We start from the raw sequence: 19,590 nt of genomic DNA, 5'->3' as shown, positions 1-19,590 counted from the left end.
ACGTGGAGCTGAGAGATACTAATCGGTCGAGGACTTAACCACAAACGAAGGCTTTGGCGCTTACGAGGCGTCAAAGCTGGACAGCAAAACGATGGGATGTCGTATCTAGTTTTGAAGGGATATGTTATAATGAATAAAGCAAGGAGCGAAATTTCTTCAGAATAAACAACGAGTAACCCCGATGCAGTTACAGTTTAGATCATGCTAGTAGAAGCAGGGGTCAATTCGTTGTAGCTATAACAGATATACTTTCATATCGTCGCGGGGTGGAGCAGTCTGGTAGCTCGTCGGGCTCATAACCCGAAGGTCGGAGGTTCAAATCCTTCCCCCGCAACCAAAATGATTTTAACTATGTTGACTATGCTTCGGTATTAATGTCGCAATCAAAAAAGAAAAATCAAAGTGTAGTGGTCGTCGTGTCCTGTGTTGAATAACTTCGTGTACGTGCCGGTCAAGGACATTTCCCCAATTACTTTTTGTTAGTTAAATATTATGATAAAATAATTTTTACATATGAACATAAATCCTTAGGAGAAGATCCTAAGGTTTTTTTAGTATGGAAAGGTTGCTAGACGATGACAGATGAATTTGCTTTTATCCGTTCAATTATTCCGAAAACAACATATCAGCAATCGCTCATTCAAGGAATTGGTGACGATGCGGCTTTATTTCTTAACGATGAACGATATGAAACCGTAGTCGCTGTTGATACGTTAGTTGAAGGCGTTCATTTTAAAAAATCTACGCTAAGTTCTTTTGATCTGGGCTATAAAGCACTTGCTGTTAATTTAAGTGATTTGGCTGCGATGGGGGCCCTTCCTTTGTATTATCTTGTTTCGATCGCTATTCCGCGAACACGTTGGAGCGAGATAGAACTTAACGATCTATTTAAAGGAATGAATGAACTTGCAAAAACATTCCAAGTTGATTTAATCGGCGGTGATACGGTGTCTACGTCTAGTGCTCTCGTTGTTTCAGTAACCGCAATCGGAAAAGTTGAGAGAAACCGCCATCTATTGCGAAGTCAAGCACGACCTGGTGACTTTATTTTTGTTACAGGAAGCGTTGGTGGCTCGTCAGCAGGTTTATCCCTTCTGCTTGAAAAAAGTAAGGATTACCCTTATTGTGAACAAGAGATGCTTTTAATTGAACAGCACCAACGTCCAAAGCCACAGATTTATGCCGGTCGTATTTTTGCTGAACTAAACTGTCGTGTTGCTTTAAATGATATTAGTGACGGTATTGCAAGTGAAGCGTATGAAATTGCTGAAGCAAGTAAGAAAAAGCTCGTCCTTGATTATGAAAAGGTTCCAAAGCACCCTGCACTGCAATTGTTTTCAAGATACGAAATTGAACAGTTTGTTTTATATGGTGGTGAGGATTTTCAATTGATCGGTTGTTTGTCTCAATCTAATTGGGACCATGTTAAAACAATGTTTGAGGAAGCAAATATCCCAATTACATTAATTGGTCATGTTGAAGCTGGCGAAGCAGATGTGCAGATTATGAAAAATGGTGTGATGGAAAAGGTTGATAAACGAGGCTACAATCACTTTAAAGAGAACAAATAGGTGTTGCATAATGAAAACTTATACATTTCAATCTCAGAGCGGTGAGGAAACTGAAAAACTCGGTGAACGTCTTGCAGTCTTTTTAAAAGCAGGTGATGTGATTACGCTTGAAGGAGATTTAGGGTCTGGGAAAACGACGTTTACAAAAGGTTTAGCAAAGGGTCTTGGGATTTCTCGAATGGTTAATAGTCCGACATTTACAATTATAAAAGAATATGAAGGAAATATTCCGCTCTATCATATGGATGTATACCGACTAGAGGATAGTAATGGAGATTTAGGTTTTGACGAGTATTTTCATGGAGATGGTGTTACTGTCGTCGAGTGGGCACATTTTATTCAAGAGTTGTTGCCAGACGAATATTTAAAGATTACGATTAAGCATGTAACAGAAAATGAACGTGAATTTACTTTCGCCCCAATTGGAGAACGATATGTCCACGTATGTGAGGAGTTTGTACACAGATGATTGGTTTAGCGATTGATACATCGACAAATGTAATGGGCGTTGCGATAGTGAATCAGGATACCGTGATCGCCGAACTCATTACAAATGAAAAGAAAAATCACTCGGTACGGTTAATGCCAGCGATTGATCGTTTGATGAAAAAAGTTGACGTAATACCAAAACAATTAAATCGAATCATTGTTGCAAAAGGACCGGGTTCATACACTGGAGTCCGTATCGGTGTTTCTGTTGCAAAAACGTTAGCCTGGTCACTTCATATTCCACTCGTTGGCATATCGAGTCTTGAAGCACTTGCTCTAAATGGCCGTTATTTTAATGGTGTCGTTTCACCTTTATTTGATGCAAGGAGAGGGCAATTGTATACAAGTTTATATCGTTTTGAACATGGTCAAATTCAGACGATTGAAAAAGAACGAATCATTGTTGCTAGTGAGTGGGCGAAGCAATTACAAACAATAAAAGAACCTGTATTATTTTTAGGGAATGATCTAGTAAAGCATCGTAAGATGTTTCAAGAAATCCTTGCAAATGAAGCGTATTTCGGTTCTCCTTCTGAGCATAATCCGCGACCTGGTGAATTGGCTATTTTAGGGATGCAACGAGATCCGGTTGCAAACATTCATTTGTTTACACCGAATTATGTGCAATTAGCTGAGGCTGAAAAAAATTGGCAACAAGCACAAAAAAACGGGGATTCCTAAACATGAAGAATCGTGTTGAATTTCGTTATATGACCGTTGAAGATATTGATGCTGTCCTTGCTGTCGATTGTCAATCGTTTCCAAATCCGTGGAGCAAAGAGACGTTTTATCAAGAAATGATGTACAATGATTACGCTCTTTATTTATTGATGGAATATAATGGGGAAATTATTGGCTATTCAGGAATGTGGATCATTACAGATGAGGCGCATATTACAAACATTGCCGTTTTACCAGAATATCGTGGTCAAAAGCTTGGTGAAGCGTTGTTTGAAAAGACGATAGAAGTGGCTAAAAGTTATGATGCGATGACGATGACACTAGAAGTGAGGGTATCGAATCAAGTCGCTCAAAATTTATATGAAAAATTCGGATTTCAAATTGGTGGGTTACGAAAACGGTATTATACAGATAATAAAGAAGATGCATACGTCATGTGGGTGAGGTTTAGTGAACATGAAGCAAAAAGATGAGCTTATTTTAGCAATTGAAACGAGCTGTGATGAAACAGCGGCTGCAATTGTAAAAAATGGTGTTGAAATAGTTGCTAATGTTGTCGCTTCACAAATCGAAAGTCATAAACGTTTTGGTGGTGTTGTTCCAGAAATTGCTTCACGACACCATGTGGAGCAAATGACGTTAGTTCTTGAAGAAGTGATGAATGAAGCGGACGTGACTTGGGACGAGCTTGATGCGATTGCAGTGACGGAAGGACCAGGACTTGTCGGAGCTCTGCTTATCGGAGTGAATACAGCAAAAGCACTTGCCTTTGCACATGGTCTTCCGCTTGTAAACGTGCACCATATTGCAGGTCATATTTACGCGAATCGTCTCGTAACAGAGATGAAGTTTCCGTTAATTGCACTCGTCGTTTCTGGTGGTCATACAGAACTTATCTATATGAAAGAACACGGTTCATACGAGGTCATTGGCGAGACGAGAGATGATGCCGCAGGTGAAGCGTATGACAAAGTAGCGCGTACGCTTAGTTTGCCTTACCCAGGTGGTCCTCATATTGACAAGCTGGCGCATGTAGGTAAGCCATCAATTGACTTTCCGAGAGCTTGGCTTGAACCTGATAGTTACGATTTTAGTTTTAGTGGGTTAAAATCAGCTGTCATTAATACGTTACACAATGCAAAACAACGAGGAGAAAAGCTAGCACGTGAAGATGTAGCGGCAAGCTTTCAAGCGAGTGTCATTGAGGTGCTCGTCGAAAAAACAGCTCGCGCAGCCAAAAAGTATAAGGCAAAGCAAGTACTTGTTGCGGGTGGAGTAGCAGCAAATAAAGGATTAAGAAATGCACTTGAACAGCGATTTGCTGAATTGCAAAAGGAGCTTGTCATACCTCCACTTTCCCTATGTACAGACAATGCAGCGATGATCGCTGCAGCCGCAAGCATTGAATATAAAAAAGGGCGAAGGGCAGACCTGACACTAAACGGAAGGCCTGGACTTCAATTCATGTGAAAACTGTGGATAACTCGATAAAACCATGAGAAATGGGTTCGAGTCACCCACAGTTTTTTTGTGCATAACTTATCCTTTTCCTGTGGATAATCTGGATAACTTGAAAAAACGTCTTTCTAATCGTGAAGAAACTGTGGAAATCTCTGTGGATGATGTGAATAAACTGAATTATTCGTGTAAATGTTCCCATTCATTTAATAATTGTTCAAGTTCGTCTTTCTTTTTGAAGATCAACTTATTAAGTTCAGAAGCTTTTTCATAGTTTTCATAAACGTCAGGCTCGGCTAGTGTCGCTTCGTACTGCTCAATTTCTTTCTCAATCGTTTCGATTGTTTCTTCTACTTCTTCGATTCGACGCAACCGTTTTCTTTCTAAGCGAGCAAATTGCTTTTCTTTTTCTCGTTTTGATTGACTTGTAATTTTTTCGTTGTTTTCATCGAATGGTCGCTTTATTTGTTCAGCAATTGTCTCTAGTTCAGTTTTCTTTTCGATGTAATAGTCATAATCACCGATATATTCAGTAACCCCATCAGGCGATAGTTCAACGACTTTCGTTGCTAGGCGATTAATAAAGTAACGGTCGTGAGAGACGAATAAAATGGTTCCTTCGTAATCGATTAGGGCAGATTCAAGCATTTCTTTGCTATGTAAATCAAGATGGTTTGTCGGTTCATCTAAAATAAGGAAGTTTGCATTCTGAAGCATCAATTTTGCAAGAGTGAGACGTGCTGTTTCGCCTCCGCTTAATGTGGAAACATTTTTAAAAACATCATCACCACTAAATAAAAACTGTCCGAGTACAGAGCGCACATCTTTTTCAAGCATACTCGGATAGTCATCCCACAGTTCATGGAGGACGTCTTTTGTTGATGTTACGTTTTCCTGTTCTTGGTCATAATAGCCGATCGCTACGTTCGCACCGAACTCAATTGACCCGTCAGATTGGATTTGCTTCGTAATCGCTTTAAGTAAACTGGATTTACCGACTCCATTCGGTCCTACGATCGCAACGTTTTCACCTTTCGTTATTTGCAAGGTGACGTGGTTAAAGACAGGTTTTTTATTGTACGTGACAGAAACATCATTCATATTTAAAACGATGTTCCCACTCTCTCTATCGTGTTGAAATGAAATTGCCGCAGTTTTTTCATCAGTAAGGGGTTTTTCAAGGCGAACGAGTTTTTCTAGTTGTTTTCGTCTACTTTGTGCTCGTTTTGTTGTTGATGCGCGTGCAATATTCTTTTGAATAAATGCTTCCGTTTTTTTAATGAATGCTTGTTGTTTTTCGTATTCTTTCATTTCTGCTTCAAGCCGTTGCGCTTTTTCAATTAAATATTGACTGTAATTGCCTATATATCTTTTTACTTGATTGTGGGAAATTTCGTAAACAATAGAAACAATTTTATCTAAAAAATAACGGTCGTGGGAGACAATTAAAATTGCACCTCGGTAACTGTAAAGATACTGTTCAAGCCATGTCATCGTCTCAATGTCTAAATGGTTTGTTGGCTCATCAAGAATGAGTAAATCAGGTTTTGTCAGCAGTAGCTTTGCGAGTGCTAATCTTGTTTTCTGACCTCCACTTAATGTTGAGATTGGCGTATTTTCGTAGTCATAGTTACTGAATTGCAAGCCATGTAAAATCGAACGGATGTCAGCTTCATAACGGTATCCGCCTCGCTCATTAAATTTAACTTGAAGTTTGTCATATTCGTTTAAGAGCTTTGCATATTCTGTTTCATTTGCGAGTAAATTAGGATCACTCATTTTCGACTCCATCGCGCGCAACGTTTTTTCCATTTCCCTTAGCGGTAAAAAGACATCGATCATCTCTTGCCAAATCGACTTTTCTGATTCTATTCCTGAGTGTTGGGCTAAGTAGCCAATCGTTACATCTTTTGGGATGATGATGTTACCGGAATCGTGCGAGAATTCACCCGTAATCAATTTTAATAACGTTGATTTTCCGACGCCATTTCTCCCTACGATTGCAACTTTTTCATTCATCTTTACTTCTAATTTTATATCAGTTAAAATCGGTTCAGCACCGAATGACTTTGAGACGTTGTTCACTTGCAAAATAATCATCATAACACCTCTTATGAGAAAATCATTCTCTGTTAAGTTTAGCGTATCGATAATTGTTTCGCTATTGGGAAATCGAATGATGATGTTCGTTAATTTGGCACAATCAAAACTAGCGATTTGAATGACTTTCTGTTATTCTGATAACATAAGGATATGGAACTTATTTTAGGAGGTGCCCACGGAATATGGGTGGACTTGGAGCTGGAAGTATTGCACTGATCGCTATTGTAGCGTTAATTATTTTCGGTCCTAAAAAATTGCCTGAGTTTGGCAAAGCAGCTGGAAGTACGCTTCGTGAATTTAAAAATGCAACGAAAGGTATCGTTGATGACGAAGACGAAACATCAACGAAAGGTAACGACAAGCAATAATGTTTAAAGATGAGAGCTACGAGGGCACACATTTCAATCGTAGCTTATTGTTTTTTAAAAAAGGATAAAGTTAAACTAGCAAATCTAGCCTCTGACCTCTAACTTATGTAAGTTGGACGACGATATAGCGTTTTTCTTACGATAGTTACTTGCTTAACTGAAAGTAGGATGGATTCATGAAAGAGAAAGAATTAACGGTCATTGATCATATTGAAGAGCTTAGAAAACGGATCATCATTGTTCTAGTTTTCTTTCTTTTTGCCTTAATTATCGGGCTGTTTCTAGCACGACCGCTCGTATTGTTTTTACAAGCAGCACCTGAAGCGGCAAATGTACCGATGAACGCTTTTAAATTAACCGATCCGTTTAAAGTGTATTTAAAATTTGCATTTATTTCAGCAATGATTCTTACATCACCAATTGCGCTCTATCAAATGTGGGCGTTCATTAGCCCCGGGCTATCTCATCAGGAACGGAAAATAACGCTTGCCTATATTCCTGTCAGTGTGATTCTGTTTTTGGGCGGATTAGCGTTTTCTTATTTTTTGTTGTTTCCGTTTGTGATTCAATTTATCGGAACGTTGTCAGACATGATGAACATTAATGAAATGTATGGAATTAACGAATATTTTTCGTTTTTGTTCCAGCTTACGTTGCCGTTTGGATTTTTGTTTCAATTTCCAATTATTATTATGTTCTTGACCCGGCTCGGTATTTTAACACCGATGTTTTTAGCAAAAATTAGAAAGTACGCTTATTTTGTGTTGCTCGTCATTGCCGGCTTAATTACGCCACCAGAAATTGTATCACATCTGATGGTGACAGTTCCGTTGTTTTTATTATACGAAATTAGTATACTCATTTCACGAATCAGTTATAAAAAAGCATTGAAAGCACAACTTGAGCAAGAAAACGAAGAGCTTATGCAGAAAAAATAGTTTGAGTTTTGTTCATATAGGGTAAACATCTTCAACCGGAGGTGTTTATAATGAATAAAGCAATAAAACTTGGCTTGCTAGTTTTCGGGGCAACAGCGATTACAGCAGCTTATGCGTTAAACCAAAGAAAACGAAATCGCGTAAATTTATCGAAACAACGTTTAGCCGAACTTGCACAGCCGTCGAATGAGCAAGAAGATAAGATGGTATATGAGGGAGCACAAACGACGATTCAGTACATTAATCGATTACGTGATGAAAATCAATTCTAAATAAAATGACGAATAAGCGGAGGCTATGCCTTCGTTTTTATTGTTTAAGCAGACGGAAAAATGGTGGCATTTTAGTTGGAATGATATAGTGAAAAGAGCAGTGAAATTAGAGGAGAGAGAAATGAAGAAGCCTTCGCAAAAATGGATGGTTGTCGTGACCGTTTTACTTGGGACGTTTACCGTCATTTTAAATAACAGTTCGCTTAACCCTGCGATCCCAAGATTTATGGAGATATTCCAGGCGGATGCTGTTTCAGCCAGTTGGATTATTACAATCTTTATGTTGGCGACAGGAATGACACTGCCCGTAACAGGATATTTATCAGAGCGCTTTGGTAAAAAGCAAGTTTATTTAACAGGTCTTGGCATGTTTGTTATCGTTTCGTTTCTCGGTTCGTTTGCGTGGAGTTTAAGCTCCATTATTTTTTTTCGTGGTTTGCAAGGGGTTGCAGGAGGACTCATGATGCCCCTCTCAATGGCCCTTATATTTGAAGTGTTCCCGAAAAATGAACGGGGGCTTGCGACAGGGATTTGGGGAATTGCTATTATGATGGCTCCGACAATTGGACCGACGATCGGGGGAATGGTCATCGAATTTGGAAGTTGGCATTGGCTTTTTTTCATGAACATACCAACCGGACTGCTTGGTTTTGCACTCGGACTTCGCTTTTTAACGTCAACGAAAACAAATCGCACATTGCCTTTCGATACGATTGGATTTGTCACAGTAACAGCCGGATTAGGGAGCCTTTTGTACGCATTTGGTCGAATTACGACTCTGACTGATCTAGCTTCACTTTTTAATGTTTCTTTGCTTGTGATTGGTATCCTATTACTCATCATGTTCGTACGTTATGAAGTAAGACAAGAAGAACCGTTGCTTAGATTGACGATTTTTAAAGTGCCAACGTACCGTAACAGTATAATTGTGGCCAGTGTGCAAGCAGCGGGATTATTTTCAGGCATTTTCTTTATTCCATTACTCGTGCAAACGGTTTACGGATATGGACCGATTGTGACGGGACTCGTTTTTCTTCCTTCAGCTTTATTTACAGGAATATTTATGACCGTAGCCGGTAGAATTCTCGATCGAAAAGGACCGAAAGGGGTCGTGACAACAGGGCTAATCTTAACAGGAACGACGACGTTGATGCTCGGAATGCTTTCACTTGATTCACCATTATGGGTCATTTTTATACTTATGATGGTCCGTGGAATGGGGCTTGGAATTTCGAATATGCCTGCAACGACTGCTGGACTTAACGCGATTTCAGATAACCTTGTCGCACAAGGGTCAGCGATAAACAATGTGATGAGAAGAGTAAGCTCATCGCTTGCGATTGTGATTGCTTCGATTTATTTTGAAGTGAGAAGAACACAATTGTTTGTAGCTGGACAATCACTAGAGGCTGGAAGTTTACAAGCGATCAATGAAGGGTTTCTTATTATCGGTGTGCTCGTGCTGTTAACGATCCCGGCAGGGCTAAAACTACAGAAGCCAAAGACGAGTATATCTGAACAATAAACGTAAAAAAAGCCCCTCTATGTTTGAAAACTTTAAAGGGGCACGTTATTTTTTACGCTTGTTTATTTTTTTTATACGATTCATCAATTGTAAAATTCGAAAGGCATAAAGAAATTCCATTGATGCGATTAAAATAAAAATGATGCTCGCAGCATTCCACACTGTCCCTGCTTCTTTTGCACTGTTCACTGCTAAATAAATGAAAACAATTCCGAGAATGGTAAGAGTGACGAGCAGTGTATTTGCAGAAATTCTCACGATTTAAAATCCCCCAATAAATTGTTGAATTTGCTCTAAGTTCTTTTCCAACTTCTCGAGTTTATCATAGTTTAATGCTACAAGAGTCGCGGAAGCATTCATTAAAATATGAGCGATAATGGGTACGATAAGTCGTTTTGTTTTGATGTAAAGAAAAGCAAAGGTTGCTCCCATTGACGTATAAATAAGTAAATGCTCCAGTTCACCGTGAACGATACCAAAGATTAAAGAACTGATAAACACGGATATCCAAAAATTAAACCGAGTATATAACGCTCCAAAAATGATTTTCCGAAACACAATTTCTTCTAAAATCGGTCCAATGACGATAAAAACGAGGAAAAAAGCAGGAAAGGATAAAGCGATATCCACGAGTTGTTCCGTATTTTCTGATCCTGGTTCTACTTTGAAAAGCGCCATTTCAATCGCTCCCGCAATTCCTTGCACAAAAAAAGCTAAAAAAACACCAAAAATCATCCAACCAATCGAGATTCCGAAAGGCGATCGCTCGTCTTCTTTGAAAGGATATTCTTTTGTTCGATTGGTTAGAATGAGGATGGGAATTAACGCAACGGTAAAACTAATCAAATTCCATAACGCAAACCCTTGAAAAGAGATGAGGCTCTCGGTTAAACCGAGCATGTATAAAAGTGGAAGTCCAACAATTCCAGATAATTGCATGAGAATATAAATGACAAGGATCCACCAATACTGTTTTCGCATAAAAAGCGCTCCTTTTCTAGATTGGAAACGAATCACACTTTAAAACGAACCTTAATTGTAAAAAACTAAATCGTGCAATGATGCCATTGTAACATAGGAATAGGGCATATTACTAACATGCTGGAATCAAAGTTTATGAAACCACAATTTTGTATAAAAAATTTATAGGAACGCTTGCAAAAAAAAAGAATATCTTTTAATATAATATGTGGGTTTTAGCACTCGGTAAGTCTGAGTGCTAACAAATATGCTATCAACAATAATTTAAGGAGGGTGTTTCACGTGTTGAAGCCTTTAGCAGATCGCGTTTTGATCGAAACTGTTGAATCTGAAGAAAAAACAGCGAGCGGTATCGTTTTACCTGATTCCGCAAAAGAAAAACCTCAAGAAGGGCGTGTCATTGCTGTCGGAACAGGTCGAGTTTCTGACAATGGTGAACGCATTCCACTTGAAGTATCAGAAGGAGATAAAGTCATTTTCTCTAAATATTCTGGTACTGAAGTGAAATTTGATGGCAAAGAATACTTGATTTTGCGCGAAAGCGACATTCTTGCTGTAATGAATTAATACAACGTTTTGCAAATTTTCTTTATAATAGTGAGTCTACATATATTTTGAGGAGGGTGTTTTTACGATGGCAAAAGAAATTAAATTTAGCGAAGATGCTCGTCGCGGAATGCTTGATGGCGTTAACGCACTTGCGAACGCAGTAAAAGTTACATTAGGACCAAAAGGACGCAACGTCGTTCTTGAAAAGTCATTTGGTTCTCCTCTCATCACAAATGACGGTGTCACGATTGCAAAAGAAATCGAACTTGAAGATGCATTTGAGAATATGGGTGCTAAGCTAGTTGCAGAAGTTGCAAGCAAAACAAATGACGTTGCTGGTGACGGAACAACGACTGCAACAGTTCTAGCTCAAGCGATGATTCGTGAAGGTTTGAAAAACGTAACATCTGGAGCTAATCCAATGGTCATCCGCAAAGGAATTGAAAAAGCAACAAAAGCAGCGGTTGAAGAATTGAAAAAGATTTCTCAACCTATTGAAGGAAAAGAATCGATCGCTCAAGTTGCTGCCATCTCTTCTTCTGATGATCAAATCGGTGAGCTCATTGCTGAAGCAATGGAGCGTGTCGGAAACGACGGTGTCATTACAATTGAAGAATCGAAAGGTTTTGAAACAGAGTTAGAAGTTGTGGAAGGAATGCAATTTGATCGTGGTTATGCATCTCCTTACATGGTAACAGACTCTGATAAAATGGAAGCCGTTCTTGAAGATCCGTACATTTTAATTACAGATAAAAAGATTTCTAACATTCAAGAAGTCTTGCCAGTTCTGGAGCAAGTTGTGCAACAAAGTAAACCACTTCTCATCATTGCTGAAGATGTCGAAGGTGAAGCCCTTGCGACACTCGTCGTTAATAAGCTACGTGGAACATTTAATGCTGTAGCTGTTAAAGCTCCTGGTTTCGGTGACCGTCGTAAAGCAATGCTTGAAGATATTGCCATCTTAACGGGTGGAGAAGTGATTACAGAAGATCTCGGACTTGATCTTAAATCAGCACAAATCACTCAACTCGGTCGTGCGTCAAAAGTTGTTGTAACGAAAGACGATACAACGATAGTAGAAGGTTCAGGCGACTCTGCACAAATCGCAAGCCGTGTGAATCAAATTAAAGCACAACTTGAAGAAACAACGTCAGAGTTTGATAAAGAAAAACTTCAAGAGCGTCTAGCCAAACTTGCAGGCGGTGTAGCTGTTATTAAAGTTGGTGCTGCAACTGAAACAGAATTGAAAGAACGTAAACTTCGCATCGAGGATGCGCTAAACTCAACACGTGCAGCGGTTGAAGAAGGCATTGTTTCTGGTGGTGGTACAGCCCTCGTTGATGTGCTTAAATCACTAGGTGACATTGAGGCGGAAGGTGACGAAGCAACGGGAGTAAGCATCGTTCTTCGTGCTTTAGAAGAACCGGTTCGCCAAATTGCAGACAATGCTGGTCTCGAAGGATCCGTAGTCGTTGAGCGCTTAAAAGGTGAAAAGCCTGGAGTTGGATTCAACGCTGCTACAAGCGAATGGGTAAATATGATTGATGCAGGTATTGTTGACCCAACAAAAGTAACACGCTCTGCACTCCAAAACGCAGCTTCTGTATCAGCCATGCTTCTCACTACTGAAGCTGTGATCGCTGACAAACCAGAAGAAAACGCTGGTGGTGCACCAGCAATGCCTGATATGGGCGGCATGGGTGGAATGGGCGGCATGATGTAATAAAACGCCCATAACCATCGATTTAACAATGGTTTATATCGACCATTGGGTGTGATTTTAATAAAAAGTCACATTAAAGTCACGAAAATATTAAAAACTGATTTTTTCGAGGATGTTTCCATAAGTGTATCTAACCTTATCGGAAGCATCCTCTTTCATTTTATTGGTAACGTGTGTATAGATCTTCATTGTCGTTTCCATATCCTCGTGACCTACCCTCCTCATGATAGTAGGTAGTGGAACACCAGCTTCGGTTAGCATGGAAATATGAGTATGGCGTAAAGAGTGAGGAGTGATATCTTTTTTTATTGATGTTTTTGAGAGTATGCGTTCCATTCTCATCTGGATGTTTTTCGGAATAAATGGATATCCGTTGTCACGACAAAAAACAAAGTCTTCATCGTGGAAATCTTCGTATAAATGGCGATATTGCAATTTATGTTTATCGTTTTTCCTCACGAGTCTTTTTAAAAGTTTCATGATTGGTTTTTCCATTTCAATTGTTCTGATCGAGCCTTCTGTTTTCGGTGGAGTCAGTTCATACTTTCTCATATTACTTGTTTCGCTATATAGCGTTTTTGTGATATCGATTGTGTTTTTTGTAAAATCAAGGTCCTGTTTTTGCAATGCACATAATTCTCCCGAACGCATACCTGAAAACGCTAATGTGTAGAAGCGCTCCAAATCGAGATAAAGGCCATGTTTATAAACTGCATTTAAAAATTCTTCCAATTCTTCACGTTCTAAATACATCTCATCAATAGGATTTTCTTTTATTTCTTCGATTGTTTTTCGTTTTTTTGGTATTACAACACCGTCTGTCGGATTATCTTTTATCAGCTTGTCCCGAACTGCATATTTAAAAATCATTCCTGCTGTCGTATTTACGCCTTGGACAGTTGTCCTGGCATAGTCTTCTTTCGTGATTAAGGTGTTGATAATTTTTTGATACATAGAATGAGAAATTAGCGAGATTGGTGTCTTTGCGATGAAACGTTTTAGTATATTGATTTCTTTTTCTCGTATTCGAACCGTATTTCGTTTCACACCGCTTAGTTCATATGTAGCTAGCCATTCATTAGCAAGTTGTTCAAAAGTTATTTTTTGTCCTTTTTTTTCATCAATTCCATACTCTTGTAATTGGTTTAGTGCTTCTTGAACCCGCTTTTTAGCTTCACGTTGCGTTTTCGCCCTTCTTCTAATTTGCCGTCTTTTCCCCGTTGCTGGATCGGATGGACCATCAGCTACACAAACCCATCTTTTCTGTCCTGATTTTAATGTAATCTGTTCACAATGCATTGGTTACCCTCCTTGAGAATGTACGTTCTGTTTTTGGTTGAAAAGAAAAGCCCGAGTAGGGCTGTTAATCTTTTTGATTTGCTTTGGCTATTAATTCAGCTTGTTTTACCATTCTATTATCATCTTTCTTGTCTTTAACGACTAATATCGCATGAATGGCACCTGGCAACCAACCAAGAAGTGTGAGCAATAAATTTAATAATGCTTGAAATGGTTTACCTACAAGTAGAACTGCTAATGGTGGTAGTAAAATCGCTAATAAGTACATAATTAATTCCCCTTTTAAAAATATTATAGATAAAATGTATTGGTTAAACTGCGATAATACAAATATCATGAATTAGATTAAAAACTTTATTACCATCACGAAGTTAAAACAAATTACACTTTTTCAATCTTGCGACTTCTTTTGGTATGCCGTGAATACCAGCAATCTCTTCTAAAGACAACCTAGTATTCTTGTATTCCTCTAACCTATTATCTGGCAATAAAAGTTCAACTGCAAAAGTATTTGCTTCAACTTCGATTCTATCAATAGAAAAAAAGGTGTTTTCACGCATGAACGGGGTGTTTTCTCTAGGGTGCAGTATCGCGTGACCTAATTCGTGTGAACAGACAAATCTTTTTAAGTGTTCGTTTAGAGACGAATTAAGAACAATAAATTTATTTCTTCTTAAGTATTTATAAAAGCCTTTTATTTCAATGTGCAAGTTCCAAGTAATAATTTGAATTTTTTTATATGAAGCCAACTCAAAAGGGTCGTTGGTTTTATACTTTTCTATCAGTTTAACGGCTTTTTGTTTTGGCAAAGAAATCAACCCCGTTACTTGTTGTCTTTTCTATATTTTTTAGGAATGTACTTTTTATTTATACGTGTGGTTTGACGTTCAGCATATTCAATTGCTTCAAGTAGAGACTCAATTGCTTCCTCACTTAATGGTTCGCCATGGAAGCTTAAACCTTCTGCACTTGTTAAATCCTTTTTTAGTTTTTCCATACGCTTTGCTATATCTTGTTCATCTTTTTCTGTAAGGGCAGGGCTATCAGATTTCCCTAAAAGATAATCGGTTGTAACATCATAAAGCTTAGCCAATGAAATTAACATATCTGGATCAGGCGAGCGTGTTCCGTTTTCGTAACCAGATAAAGTATTACTTTTTACACCTAATTTATCGGCAACGAACTTCTGCAAATATCCCGATTTTTCCCTTAATTCTTTTAGCCTCTTAGGTAAAATTGAATTGTTCACTTGCAACCAATCCTCTCTAGCAAGCATTATATCGCAAAACACGATCTTTTAATTAAAAAATCGCAAAAAGTGATAAAAAGAGTTGACAATCGCATTTCGCGATGATATATTTTAATTACGTAATCACAAATTGCGATTTTTGAAAGGGGTGAAAACATGTCTAACACCAAGACAATCACTAGCAATTTAAAAATTTTAAGGGAAAAAAGGGGGATAAAGCAAAAGTTCATTGCAGAACAGCTTGGTATTAGTGCTAATTACTATTCTCAAATTGAAAATGGACATAGGCAACCCCAACTAGAACACCTCATAAAATTGAGAAACATCTTTAATGTAAGTCTAGATGATATTTTTTTTAATAATGAAATCGCAAAATGCGAAAATGATAAAAAAGAAGTCAGTTAGGGGGTGAGGGGATGGAAACACGAATTAATGAGCTAGAGAAACGAGTTACTGCTTTGGAGAAAAAGGTCGCCGTGGAAACGACGACTAAAGTGAGTTTGGATGATAAAAAAGTTTCTCAAGAACTTATAAATGCAATCGAGAAAGGCATTAAGGATTCTGAATCTCGTCGACGACAGTTTGGATAAGGTCGACCATAAACTTATAATCTTGTCTGCGTATTTTTCCTATTAATTCAGCTACCATCATCATGATTTCACCGCCTATGTTTTCGATAGAAATTGTCTTGCCGTTAAACTTTTCGTTAACTAAGTTTTCAATTTCTTCGAGACCGATGGGTTGATGCAGGCTGTATAAGCGATTAGCTATTTCTGATACGTCTACTTTTTTCATCAATATCACCCCCTTCGCCAACATTCTATCAGAAGGGATATAAAGGAGGAAAACTATGAATCAATTAAAAGTAATCTCGCAAAATGGACAACTCGTTACGGAAAGTCGTGACGTTGCAAAAATGATAGGCAAAAACCATGCTGATTTGCTTAGAGACATTAGGAGTTATGTGAAAGTTTTAGGCAAAAGCAATTTTGCTGTGGCTGATTTTTTCATCAAGTCTAGCTATAAGGATGCTCAAAACAAAGTTAGACCATGCTACCAAATCACCAAAAAGGGTTGTGAAATGGTAGCGAACAAGCTGACTGGTGAAAAAGGAGTTCTGTTTACAGCGGCTTATGTCTCGAAATTTAACGAAATGGAAAATCAGTTAAAACCGAGCAACACAAAACTACTTTTACAAACCGCATTAGAGCATGAAGAAAAAATCGAAAAGCATGGTGAACGGATTGCTTATCTCGAAGAAAACATGCGCATCGATGGAGGGCAAGAGTTCCAGATTCGCAAGAAAGCAAATCACGTCGTTGTAGAAGCGCTCGGAGGAAAAGAAGCACCTGCATATGAACAACTCAGTAGAAAAGCGTTCTCGGAATTTTGGAGAGATTTCAAGGATCACTTTAATCTACCTCGTTACGGAGACTTGCCTAAAAAGCAGTTTGAAGAAGGATTGCGTTTCATAGGCATGTGGCAACCATCGACTGGTTTACGAATTGAAATTGAGAGCGTTAATACACAGCAACAGATGAGGGTGGTGTAAATGGACATCACCTTGAAAGAACTTGAAGCAAAGCTGTTAGAGGAACGCTTGAAAGATTTATTCAAACGAGCTTATGAGTTGGGTGTAGAGGATGCCCGAAAAAAGTACGAATTACCACCTTTACTATCAAGAAAACAGTTTATGGATCTGGTCGGTGTTGCTGACACAAAATGTGCTGAATTATTCAATAGGTCTGACTTTCCAGTTATTCGAGAGTTCGGGCATCCCAAAGTTCCGACAGCACTATTGTTTGACTGGATTTTTAAAAATACTGAATGGGTTCAGACAAATACAACCTACTTTGAGGATAAAAAAGGAGAGTGGGGCGCATAAGCGCCGAGGATTACGGAACAAGGGGGGTTATGTATGAGGGTGTTAGTCGGAAGGTTCTAATTACATTGTACATCGCTTCTCATACTTTCCGCTATTCCAAATCGGAATATGAAAGGGGGGATGACAAAGTGAAGTATGGCGCAATTTTAAGAGCGTGTCGTGAACGAATGGGTTTTAGTCAAGAAGAGCTAGCGAACAAACTGCATGTCAATCAATCAGACATCAGCAAGTATGAAAATGACGTCAAAGAGCCAACCATCAGTATGTTTCGGGCATGGATGATGAACACACAGGCTCAAGAAGTTCTTGTCGCATTTATTTGTGGAATGGACGGGCTAAATATTATGCAGAAAGTGATGCAATTATTAGGAGGTTAAAAATGATTTTACGAGCACTAGAAAAACACGGAGGAATGACAATCGAGGAGTTGGTAAAACTCACTGGAATCCCACAAGCATTGATTGAAATGGAAATTCAGCGTTTATGGAATCAGGGAAAGATATGCATTGACAACGATGGACTGTGCTACATACCGCCAAAGACAAGTTTTCCAACGATATTATTCGCTGCACTTCTCATACTCTTCTGTTCGTTTGTTATAGTTGGCGCTGTTAAAGCGAGTTTGTAGGAGGTGAAAAGTGAAGGTGTCGGCTGAAGAAATTCAACTAGATAAACAGGGGAGAATGAAATATCATCCAGATTTTCATCCTAATCATAATAAACATTATACTGAATCGGAACTTGAATATCTGTGCAAGTATTGGGAACACGACCATCGCAGAACAATGGCTTTTGCACTCGGGAGACCTGAAGCGAGTTTGGCAAGTGCAGTACAGAAAATGAAGCGAGAAGGTCTTTATGAGCATTATAAAAACTTAAATAAACATTGGGGGTGATAGAACGTGAACGGAATGCTATATGACAGCTCGTTAGGCATTTTCGATAGACGAAGACTCAAAGAGTTGTTACCGACTTATTACTGTGACTGTTGTGGTCAAGTCGTTGATGGTGAAGTGTTTGAATTCGACGGCTATCTTTATTGTTCGATTAGCTGTTTGACTAAGGAAACGGACATTAACTATGGCAATGTTTATGAACTTAAATAAAAAAGGACTACCTGCCAGTAGCCCTTTGTCAAAAGAAGGTACGTAATTCAACTAGTAACACTATTATACACGTACCTTCCTACTAAAACAAGGAGGTAGAAAGATGATTGAAATTCCATTTAAGGAAAATAAGTTTTTGCAAAAATGCTTAAAAAATGCAGGTGGCACTATCGCTATTAAACCCAATGGAATGCCAGTATTTAAGTTTGAAAATAAAGAGTCATTTAAGAAATACCAAGAACTAAAAGGTGTGAGGGGGGCTAATTAATGCAAGCTGAAGTTTTGGCACTAACCCGTGATATGAGTCGTGAGGAATGGCTGAGGGCTCGTCAAAAAGGAATTGGTGGCTCGGATGCATCTGTAATTCTAGGTTTCAATCCTTGGAAATCGGCTTTCCAGTTGTACGTAGAAAAAACGGGCGGTCTCATTGAGGAAATCGACAACGACGCAATCTACTGGGGGAATGTCCTGGAGGATGTTGTTGCGGATGAATTTACGAGACGGACTGGCAAGAGGGTTCGTCGTCGTAATCAGATTTTCAGACATAAAGACCATGATTTCATGCTTGCCAACATTGATAGGGATGTTGTTGGAGAAAAAGCACTATTGGAGTGTAAAACTACAAATGCATTCAATTATGACGCTTGGACTGATGATAACATCCCGCCTGCTTATATTTGTCAGTTACAGCATTATATGGCTGTTCTCGACTATGAAAAAGCGTATATCGCCGTACTAATCGGTGGACAAAAATTCGTTTGGAAAGAGATTGAACGTGATGATGAGTTTATCGAACTAATGATAGAACACGAAAAGGACTTTTGGGAAAATCACGTTTTAGCAGGTGTACCGCCAGAAGTGGATGGGAGTGATTCAGCTTCTGAACTTCTGAAACAAATGTACCCAGAAGATAACGGAGAAACCATCATGTTGCCTTCTGATGACGCTGAAACACTTATCGAAGCTATTGAGAGCATCAAAGCAGAAGTGAGGGAAAAACAAGCATTGCAGAAGGAATATGAAAACAAGTTGAAATTGATGATTGGTGATGCACAAACAGGAGTTACACCTAAATTTGAAGTTCATCACAAGACGTTTGAACGCAACTCCATTGATACGAAAAGGCTCAAGCAAGAACTTCCAGACATAGCTGAAAAGTATACGAAGCAGTCAACCTACAGACGTATGACGATAAAGCAGGTGGAAGTGAATGAATAAACAACAAATGATCATAGAAGTTTTGCTTAATGAGTTAAAGCAAACAAAAAAAGGTCTAATTAGAGCAAGTGGAATATCGAGCGAAAAGACGGTTCAGCATCAATTAAACAGTATTTACAAAAGCATTGATGAGTTGGTGAAAGCTACGGAAAAAGAAATTAAGGAGGAAAATTAA

At 38.7% G+C, this 19,590-nt stretch carries 29 protein-coding genes and 1 tRNA gene; 22 read left to right on the top strand and 8 right to left on the bottom strand.

The features are described from left to right. The first annotated feature begins 260 nt into the window (after nt 1-260). From ABU914_RS10775 to tsaD, 6 genes are all read left to right on the top strand, one after another. Nucleotides 261-337: transfer RNA gene (locus tag ABU914_RS10775), tRNA-Met, on the top strand. Between the two features lie 238 nt (nt 338-575). Then, nucleotides 576-1,571, top strand: coding sequence for a thiamine-phosphate kinase (thiL, locus tag ABU914_RS10770; RefSeq protein WP_379669733.1), 996 nt, complete (start codon nt 576-578; stop codon nt 1,569-1,571). Nucleotides 1,572-1,581: 10 nt separating this feature from the next. Next, the gene (gene tsaE / locus ABU914_RS10765; RefSeq protein ID WP_379669732.1) at nt 1,582-2,040 is read left to right on the top strand and encodes a tRNA (adenosine(37)-N6)-threonylcarbamoyltransferase complex ATPase subunit type 1 TsaE; all 459 of its coding nucleotides are present in this window, start codon (nt 1,582-1,584) and stop codon (nt 2,038-2,040) included. Further along, nucleotides 2,037-2,741, top strand: a complete 705-nt coding sequence (gene tsaB / locus ABU914_RS10760; protein WP_379669731.1) for a tRNA (adenosine(37)-N6)-threonylcarbamoyltransferase complex dimerization subunit type 1 TsaB — start codon at nt 2,037-2,039, stop codon at nt 2,739-2,741. Before tsaE ends, tsaB begins: the two co-directional genes overlap by 4 nt. Before the next feature lie 2 nt (nt 2,742-2,743). Continuing rightward, nucleotides 2,744-3,214, top strand: a complete 471-nt coding sequence (rimI, locus tag ABU914_RS10755) for a ribosomal protein S18-alanine N-acetyltransferase (RefSeq protein WP_379669730.1) — start codon at nt 2,744-2,746, stop codon at nt 3,212-3,214. Then, nucleotides 3,198-4,211, top strand: coding sequence for a tRNA (adenosine(37)-N6)-threonylcarbamoyltransferase complex transferase subunit TsaD (gene tsaD, locus ABU914_RS10750; RefSeq protein WP_379669729.1), 1,014 nt, complete (start codon nt 3,198-3,200; stop codon nt 4,209-4,211). Before rimI ends, tsaD begins: the two co-directional genes overlap by 17 nt. Before the next feature lie 168 nt (nt 4,212-4,379). Here the strand turns inward: tsaD and abc-f are convergent, their stop codons facing one another. After that, nucleotides 4,380-6,299: a ribosomal protection-like ABC-F family protein gene (abc-f, locus tag ABU914_RS10745; protein WP_379669728.1), complete on the bottom strand. Its 1,920-nt coding sequence runs from the start codon at nt 6,297-6,299 to the stop codon at nt 4,380-4,382. Between the two features lie 185 nt (nt 6,300-6,484). Here abc-f and ABU914_RS10740 point away from each other — a divergent pair, with 185 nt between their 5' ends. From ABU914_RS10740 to ABU914_RS10725, 4 genes are all read left to right on the top strand, one after another. Continuing rightward, the gene (locus tag ABU914_RS10740) at nt 6,485-6,670 is read left to right on the top strand and encodes a twin-arginine translocase TatA/TatE family subunit (RefSeq protein WP_379669727.1); all 186 of its coding nucleotides are present in this window, start codon (nt 6,485-6,487) and stop codon (nt 6,668-6,670) included. Between the two features lie 176 nt (nt 6,671-6,846). After that, on the top strand, nt 6,847-7,608 hold the full coding sequence (gene tatC, locus ABU914_RS10735; RefSeq protein ID WP_379669726.1) for a twin-arginine translocase subunit TatC: 762 nt from the start codon (nt 6,847-6,849) through the stop codon (nt 7,606-7,608). A 50-nt stretch (nt 7,609-7,658) separates the two neighbouring features. Next, nucleotides 7,659-7,880, top strand: coding sequence for a hypothetical protein (locus tag ABU914_RS10730; RefSeq protein ID WP_379669725.1), 222 nt, complete (start codon nt 7,659-7,661; stop codon nt 7,878-7,880). Nucleotides 7,881-8,001: 121 nt separating this feature from the next. Beyond that, nucleotides 8,002-9,405 carry an MDR family MFS transporter gene (locus tag ABU914_RS10725; RefSeq protein ID WP_379669724.1) on the top strand — a complete coding sequence of 468 codons (1,404 nt, stop codon included), beginning with the start codon at nt 8,002-8,004 and terminating at the stop codon, nt 9,403-9,405. Nucleotides 9,406-9,450: 45 nt separating this feature from the next. Here ABU914_RS10725 and ABU914_RS10720 read toward each other — a convergent pair whose 3' ends face one another. Both ABU914_RS10720 and ABU914_RS10715 read right to left on the bottom strand, forming a co-directional pair. Then, complete coding sequence (locus tag ABU914_RS10720; protein ID WP_379669723.1) at nt 9,451-9,663, bottom strand: DUF4305 domain-containing protein; 213 nt, start codon at nt 9,661-9,663, stop codon at nt 9,451-9,453. Nucleotides 9,664-9,666: 3 nt separating this feature from the next. Then, on the bottom strand, nt 9,667-10,386 hold the full coding sequence (locus tag ABU914_RS10715) for a CPBP family intramembrane glutamic endopeptidase (RefSeq protein ID WP_379669722.1): 720 nt from the start codon (nt 10,384-10,386) through the stop codon (nt 9,667-9,669). Nucleotides 10,387-10,668: 282 nt separating this feature from the next. On the opposite strand from ABU914_RS10715, the gene groES reads away from it, so the two are divergent. Together groES and groL are read left to right on the top strand one after the other, a co-directional pair. Further along, nucleotides 10,669-10,953 carry a co-chaperone GroES gene (gene groES / locus ABU914_RS10710; RefSeq protein ID WP_379669721.1) on the top strand — a complete coding sequence of 95 codons (285 nt, stop codon included), beginning with the start codon at nt 10,669-10,671 and terminating at the stop codon, nt 10,951-10,953. Nucleotides 10,954-11,020: 67 nt separating this feature from the next. Next, the gene (gene groL, locus ABU914_RS10705) at nt 11,021-12,658 is read left to right on the top strand and encodes a chaperonin GroEL (protein ID WP_379669720.1); all 1,638 of its coding nucleotides are present in this window, start codon (nt 11,021-11,023) and stop codon (nt 12,656-12,658) included. Between the two features lie 90 nt (nt 12,659-12,748). Here groL and ABU914_RS10700 read toward each other — a convergent pair whose 3' ends face one another. The 4 genes from ABU914_RS10700 to ABU914_RS10685 form a co-directional block, all read right to left on the bottom strand. Beyond that, nucleotides 12,749-13,957 carry a tyrosine-type recombinase/integrase gene (locus ABU914_RS10700; protein WP_379669719.1) on the bottom strand — a complete coding sequence of 403 codons (1,209 nt, stop codon included), beginning with the start codon at nt 13,955-13,957 and terminating at the stop codon, nt 12,749-12,751. Nucleotides 13,958-14,021: 64 nt separating this feature from the next. Then, nucleotides 14,022-14,228 carry a YqaE/Pmp3 family membrane protein gene (locus ABU914_RS10695; protein WP_379669735.1) on the bottom strand — a complete coding sequence of 69 codons (207 nt, stop codon included), beginning with the start codon at nt 14,226-14,228 and terminating at the stop codon, nt 14,022-14,024. Nucleotides 14,229-14,328: 100 nt separating this feature from the next. Continuing rightward, entirely contained in the window at nt 14,329-14,766 is a 438-nt protein-coding gene (locus ABU914_RS10690; protein WP_379669718.1) for an ImmA/IrrE family metallo-endopeptidase, read from the bottom strand. A gap of 14 nt (nt 14,767-14,780) precedes the next feature. Beyond that, nucleotides 14,781-15,194, bottom strand: coding sequence for a helix-turn-helix domain-containing protein (locus ABU914_RS10685; protein ID WP_379669734.1), 414 nt, complete (start codon nt 15,192-15,194; stop codon nt 14,781-14,783). A gap of 168 nt (nt 15,195-15,362) precedes the next feature. On the opposite strand from ABU914_RS10685, the gene ABU914_RS10680 reads away from it, so the two are divergent. Both ABU914_RS10680 and ABU914_RS10675 read left to right on the top strand, forming a co-directional pair. Beyond that, nucleotides 15,363-15,611 carry a helix-turn-helix domain-containing protein gene (locus ABU914_RS10680; RefSeq protein ID WP_379669717.1) on the top strand — a complete coding sequence of 83 codons (249 nt, stop codon included), beginning with the start codon at nt 15,363-15,365 and terminating at the stop codon, nt 15,609-15,611. 11 nt (nt 15,612-15,622) lie between these two features. After that, nucleotides 15,623-15,796, top strand: coding sequence for a hypothetical protein (locus ABU914_RS10675; protein WP_379669716.1), 174 nt, complete (start codon nt 15,623-15,625; stop codon nt 15,794-15,796). Here ABU914_RS10675 and ABU914_RS10670 read toward each other — a convergent pair. Then, nucleotides 15,759-16,001, bottom strand: a complete 243-nt coding sequence (locus ABU914_RS10670; RefSeq protein WP_379669715.1) for a hypothetical protein — start codon at nt 15,999-16,001, stop codon at nt 15,759-15,761. The two genes, ABU914_RS10675 and ABU914_RS10670, sit on opposite strands and share 38 nt — an antisense overlap. A gap of 55 nt (nt 16,002-16,056) precedes the next feature. Between ABU914_RS10670 and ABU914_RS10665 the strand changes: the two genes are divergently transcribed. The 8 genes from ABU914_RS10665 (at nt 16,057) to ABU914_RS10630 (ending at nt 19,590) form a co-directional block, all read left to right on the top strand. Then, nucleotides 16,057-16,758: an ORF6C domain-containing protein gene (locus tag ABU914_RS10665; protein WP_379669714.1), complete on the top strand. Its 702-nt coding sequence runs from the start codon at nt 16,057-16,059 to the stop codon at nt 16,756-16,758. After that, nucleotides 16,759-17,091 carry a DNA-binding protein gene (locus tag ABU914_RS10660; RefSeq protein ID WP_379669713.1) on the top strand — a complete coding sequence of 111 codons (333 nt, stop codon included), beginning with the start codon at nt 16,759-16,761 and terminating at the stop codon, nt 17,089-17,091. A gap of 128 nt (nt 17,092-17,219) precedes the next feature. Beyond that, nucleotides 17,220-17,468, top strand: a complete 249-nt coding sequence (locus tag ABU914_RS10655) for a helix-turn-helix domain-containing protein (RefSeq protein WP_379669712.1) — start codon at nt 17,220-17,222, stop codon at nt 17,466-17,468. Between the two features lie 2 nt (nt 17,469-17,470). Beyond that, a complete protein-coding gene (locus tag ABU914_RS10650) occupies nt 17,471-17,719 on the top strand; it encodes a hypothetical protein (protein WP_379669711.1) in 249 nt (82 codons plus the stop codon). 16 nt (nt 17,720-17,735) lie between these two features. Further along, entirely contained in the window at nt 17,736-17,987 is a 252-nt protein-coding gene (locus ABU914_RS10645) for a DNA-entry nuclease (RefSeq protein WP_379669710.1), read from the top strand. Nucleotides 17,988-18,300: 313 nt separating this feature from the next. Next, entirely contained in the window at nt 18,301-18,465 is a 165-nt protein-coding gene (locus tag ABU914_RS10640; RefSeq protein WP_379669709.1) for a hypothetical protein, read from the top strand. Continuing rightward, a complete protein-coding gene (locus ABU914_RS10635) occupies nt 18,465-19,415 on the top strand; it encodes a YqaJ viral recombinase family nuclease (protein ID WP_379669708.1) in 951 nt (316 codons plus the stop codon). The genes ABU914_RS10640 and ABU914_RS10635 overlap by 1 nt, the downstream gene beginning before the upstream one ends. After that, nucleotides 19,408-19,590, top strand: a complete 183-nt coding sequence (locus tag ABU914_RS10630) for a hypothetical protein (RefSeq protein ID WP_379669707.1) — start codon at nt 19,408-19,410, stop codon at nt 19,588-19,590. The genes ABU914_RS10635 and ABU914_RS10630 overlap by 8 nt, the downstream gene beginning before the upstream one ends.

This window comes from Pueribacillus sp. YX66 (genome assembly GCF_041725775.1).
Taxonomy (GTDB): Bacteria; Bacillota; Bacilli; order Bacillales; family UBA6769; genus Pueribacillus.
Note: the sequence above shows the minus strand (reverse complement) of the source record. Positions and strands in the feature narration are given on the sequence as shown.

Excerpts from the sequence above, each read along its gene's own strand:
- thiL (WP_379669733.1), top strand. The coding sequence starts at position 576 with ATGACAGATGAATTTGCTTTTATCCGTTCAATTATTCCGAAAACAACA.
- tsaE (WP_379669732.1), top strand. The coding sequence starts at position 1,582 with ATGAAAACTTATACATTTCAATCTCAGAGCGGTGAGGAAACTGAAAAA.
- tsaB (WP_379669731.1), top strand. The coding sequence starts at position 2,037 with ATGATTGGTTTAGCGATTGATACATCGACAAATGTAATGGGCGTTGCG.
- rimI (WP_379669730.1), top strand. The coding sequence starts at position 2,744 with ATGAAGAATCGTGTTGAATTTCGTTATATGACCGTTGAAGATATTGAT.
- tsaD (WP_379669729.1), top strand. The coding sequence starts at position 3,198 with ATGAAGCAAAAAGATGAGCTTATTTTAGCAATTGAAACGAGCTGTGAT.
- abc-f (WP_379669728.1), bottom strand. The coding sequence starts at position 6,299 with ATGATTATTTTGCAAGTGAACAACGTCTCAAAGTCATTCGGTGCTGAA.
- ABU914_RS10740 (WP_379669727.1), top strand. The coding sequence starts at position 6,485 with ATGGGTGGACTTGGAGCTGGAAGTATTGCACTGATCGCTATTGTAGCG.
- tatC (WP_379669726.1), top strand. The coding sequence starts at position 6,847 with ATGAAAGAGAAAGAATTAACGGTCATTGATCATATTGAAGAGCTTAGA.
- ABU914_RS10730 (WP_379669725.1), top strand. The coding sequence starts at position 7,659 with ATGAATAAAGCAATAAAACTTGGCTTGCTAGTTTTCGGGGCAACAGCG.
- ABU914_RS10725 (WP_379669724.1), top strand. The coding sequence starts at position 8,002 with ATGAAGAAGCCTTCGCAAAAATGGATGGTTGTCGTGACCGTTTTACTT.
- ABU914_RS10715 (WP_379669722.1), bottom strand. The coding sequence starts at position 10,386 with ATGCGAAAACAGTATTGGTGGATCCTTGTCATTTATATTCTCATGCAA.
- groL (WP_379669720.1), top strand. The coding sequence starts at position 11,021 with ATGGCAAAAGAAATTAAATTTAGCGAAGATGCTCGTCGCGGAATGCTT.
- ABU914_RS10700 (WP_379669719.1), bottom strand. The coding sequence starts at position 13,957 with ATGCATTGTGAACAGATTACATTAAAATCAGGACAGAAAAGATGGGTT.
- ABU914_RS10680 (WP_379669717.1), top strand. The coding sequence starts at position 15,363 with ATGTCTAACACCAAGACAATCACTAGCAATTTAAAAATTTTAAGGGAA.
- ABU914_RS10675 (WP_379669716.1), top strand. The coding sequence starts at position 15,623 with ATGGAAACACGAATTAATGAGCTAGAGAAACGAGTTACTGCTTTGGAG.
- ABU914_RS10670 (WP_379669715.1), bottom strand. The coding sequence starts at position 16,001 with ATGAAAAAAGTAGACGTATCAGAAATAGCTAATCGCTTATACAGCCTG.
- ABU914_RS10665 (WP_379669714.1), top strand. The coding sequence starts at position 16,057 with ATGAATCAATTAAAAGTAATCTCGCAAAATGGACAACTCGTTACGGAA.
- ABU914_RS10660 (WP_379669713.1), top strand. The coding sequence starts at position 16,759 with ATGGACATCACCTTGAAAGAACTTGAAGCAAAGCTGTTAGAGGAACGC.
- ABU914_RS10650 (WP_379669711.1), top strand. The coding sequence starts at position 17,471 with ATGATTTTACGAGCACTAGAAAAACACGGAGGAATGACAATCGAGGAG.
- ABU914_RS10640 (WP_379669709.1), top strand. The coding sequence starts at position 18,301 with ATGATTGAAATTCCATTTAAGGAAAATAAGTTTTTGCAAAAATGCTTA.
- ABU914_RS10635 (WP_379669708.1), top strand. The coding sequence starts at position 18,465 with ATGCAAGCTGAAGTTTTGGCACTAACCCGTGATATGAGTCGTGAGGAA.
- ABU914_RS10630 (WP_379669707.1), top strand. The coding sequence starts at position 19,408 with ATGAATAAACAACAAATGATCATAGAAGTTTTGCTTAATGAGTTAAAG.